This window comes from Rouxiella silvae, from assembly GCF_002093625.1.
In the GTDB taxonomy this organism is placed as follows: Bacteria; Pseudomonadota; Gammaproteobacteria; order Enterobacterales; family Enterobacteriaceae; genus Rouxiella; species Rouxiella silvae.
Map to the genome: position 1 here is coordinate 1 of NZ_MRWD01000117.1, position 2699 is coordinate 2699.

At 43.3% G+C, this 2699-nt stretch carries 3 protein-coding genes; 2 read left to right on the plus strand and 1 reads right to left on the minus strand.

The features are described from left to right. The first annotated feature begins 284 nt into the window (after positions 1-284). Positions 285-620 (plus strand): helix-turn-helix domain-containing protein, encoded by a 336-nt coding sequence (locus tag BS639_RS24555; RefSeq protein ID WP_055782428.1) that lies wholly within the window; start codon positions 285-287, stop codon positions 618-620. 15 nt (positions 621-635) lie between these two features. On the opposite strand, the gene mdh is transcribed toward BS639_RS24555, so the two are convergent. Beyond that, positions 636-1574, minus strand: a complete 939-nt coding sequence (gene mdh / locus BS639_RS24560) for a malate dehydrogenase (protein ID WP_055782424.1) — start codon at positions 1572-1574, stop codon at positions 636-638. 461 nt (positions 1575-2035) lie between these two features. On the opposite strand from mdh, the gene argR reads away from it, so the two are divergent. Continuing rightward, a complete protein-coding gene (argR, locus tag BS639_RS24565; protein ID WP_009636766.1) occupies positions 2036-2506 on the plus strand; it encodes a transcriptional regulator ArgR in 471 nt (156 codons plus the stop codon). The last annotated feature ends 193 nt before the right edge of the window (positions 2507-2699 follow it).

Consider the following 2699-nt stretch of genomic DNA (forward strand, 5'->3'; position numbering starts at 1 on the left):
GTGCCCACACATTCCTAATAAAATCCATTAATTCCAATTTCACTTTCCATTAATTTAAATACCTTCACATAAAGCCTTAACTAACAATCAGTTGACGGTTATTAACACACGTATTAGTGGTTAGTATAATTCGTTCATTTAATGATGAAAAATAATTGTTCTTTTTGAGAAAGGCGTTTGAACAAAGTGCGAAAATTTGCTCTTATATGTTTCCTAATCGGATACTAGAAACCCACTATTATTTAGGAAGTAATTCTGCCGGCTCATTATAAAAGGGAGCGACTATGCTTTTACGGAAAGAAGATTGGCACCACGCTGATATCATCGCATCATTGCATAAACAGCGAACGACTCTGGCCGCCTTATCGCGATCTGCCGGATTAAGTTCTTCAACGTTGGCTAATGCACTTTCGCGTCCGTGGCCAAAAGGTGAATGGATAATTGCCAATGCGTTACAGCTGCATCCCTCGGAAATTTGGCCAAGTCGATATTTCTGCCCGAAAACGGATGAATTGCTTGAAAGAAAAATGCGTATTAAAGCGCATCAGCCGAGGCCAATAGTTTGCGCACAAAGAATACCGCCGAAAGAGTCTCCGGCGGATAGTGAGGAACAGGGGTAAAATTATTGTTATGGGTTAGTTGTTAATGAACTGCTCGCCTAGTTGTATATCCTGACGCAGAACGTCCAGCATCGAGTCCAGCGCCTGTTGTTCAAATGCGCTTAACTTGCCGAACTCTTTGAGTTCGGCGACCCCATTTTTACCCAGCAATACCGGCTGAGCAAAGAAACGGGTGTATTCCCCCTTTCCTTCTACGTAAGCGCACTCAACAATACCGGTTTTACCCTGAATTGCACTTACCAGTGAAAGGCCCAACCGCGCCGCGGCCTGTCCCATAGACAGCGTTGCAGATCCGCCTCCCGCCTTGGCCTCAACCACTTCAGTGCCTGCATTTTGAATATGCTTGGTAAGCTCAGCCACCTCGCTGTCGGAGAAAGTAAGACCCGGTACCTGAGAAAGCAGAGGCAAAATAGTTACCCCTGAATGGCCACCGATAACCGGTACTTCTATATCCTGTGGCTGCTTACCTTTTAACTCGGCGACAAACGTATTAGCACGCAGAGTGTCCAGTGTGGTTACGCCAAACAGTTTATTCTTATCGTAAACGCCGGCTTTTTTCATAACCTCAGCCGCTATGGCAACCGTAGTATTCACCGGATTGGTAATGATTCCGATACAGGCCTGCGGACATGTGACCGCAATCTGCTGCACTAAGTTACGCACAATTCCAGCATTCACATTAAAGAGATCCGAACGATCCATGCCAGGCTTGCGGGCAACTCCAGCGGAAATTAGAACAACATCTGCACCCACTAACGCGGGGGTCGCATCTTCCCCGCAGAATCCTTTGATTTTAACAGCGGTTGGTATATGGCTGAGATCTACCGCCACACCCGGCGTTACGGGGGCGATGTCATACAGGGAGAGTTCAGAGCCAGCCGGCAATTGGGTCTTAAGTAGAAGAGCGAGGGCCTGTCCGATACCACCTGCGGCGCCAAGGACTGCAACTTTCATCCTATACTCCTTTTTAAATGACGTTAAAAAATACCGCGCATTCATTCACTTAATAACCTTAGTAAACAGCCGTATTAAAAACAAACAGCTTAATGAGAGATTGCGAGCTGGCGCAGAATTTAAAATAGATGCTATCAATGAGTTTTGATTATTTTGTTCTTCTTATCATTGAGATAAAACAGTTGTTCTCAAAAAATAAGGAAAAATAAACATATGATTTTAGTAAATTAAATGAGAAGAGAATTTATTTTCAACTAATGATCATTTTATTAAAATAATTTTAAGTTTAGCGCCTGTGCTAATTCATTCGTTTAGCATATTCATTTAATTTAATAATAATGAAATATTCGTGAAGCTCTAAAAGTTAACTCTTTCTCGCTTAATTTTCTTGAGTATGATTGCATAAAAATGCAAATATATGCATAATCAACGCACTATCATCGTGATTCTATGGGTGCAAAATGCGTAATCCTGCTAAACAGGAAGATTTAATCAAAGCTTTCAAGGCTCTCTTGAAGGAAGAGAAGTTCAGCTCTCAGGGTGAAATCGTTGTCGCACTGCAAGATGATGGCTTCGAAAACATCAATCAGTCCAAAGTTTCGCGTATGCTGACCAAATTTGGTGCGGTGAGAACGCGCAACGCCAAAATGGAGATGGTTTACTGCCTGCCCGCCGAGATTGGGGTTCCCACTACCACCAGCCCGCTTAAAAATCTGGTGCTGGATATCGACTACAACGATGCCGTGGTGGTAATTCGCACCAGCCCAGGTGCTGCGCAGCTCATTGCCCGACTCCTAGACTCGCTGGGCAAGTCAGAAGGCATTCTCGGCACTATCGCAGGTGACGACACCATCTTTATCACCCCGGCGCGTAAATTTACCGTCAAACAACTTTACGATGCAATTTTAAGCCTATTTGAACAAGAGTTGTAAAACTTCAGGGTCACTGCGCATCACGCCTGCTGACCCATTATTCTTCTCCCACTCTATTCTACTCTCTCGTTATTCGACAAATCCTCCCTTCAGCAGCATAATCATCTAATAGATATCGCACATTTAGCTAAATCAACTTAAATAATTGATTTAAATAAATTTTAGAGACATTTGTTTGATAAATAACCAATAG

Coding starts and splice junctions, on each gene's coding strand:
- mdh (WP_055782424.1), bottom strand. CDS start 1,574: ATGAAAGTTGCAGTCCTTGGCGCCGCAGGTGGTATCGGACAGGCCCTC.
- argR (WP_009636766.1), top strand. CDS start 2,036: ATGCGTAATCCTGCTAAACAGGAAGATTTAATCAAAGCTTTCAAGGCT.
- BS639_RS24555 (WP_055782428.1), top strand. CDS start 285: ATGCTTTTACGGAAAGAAGATTGGCACCACGCTGATATCATCGCATCA.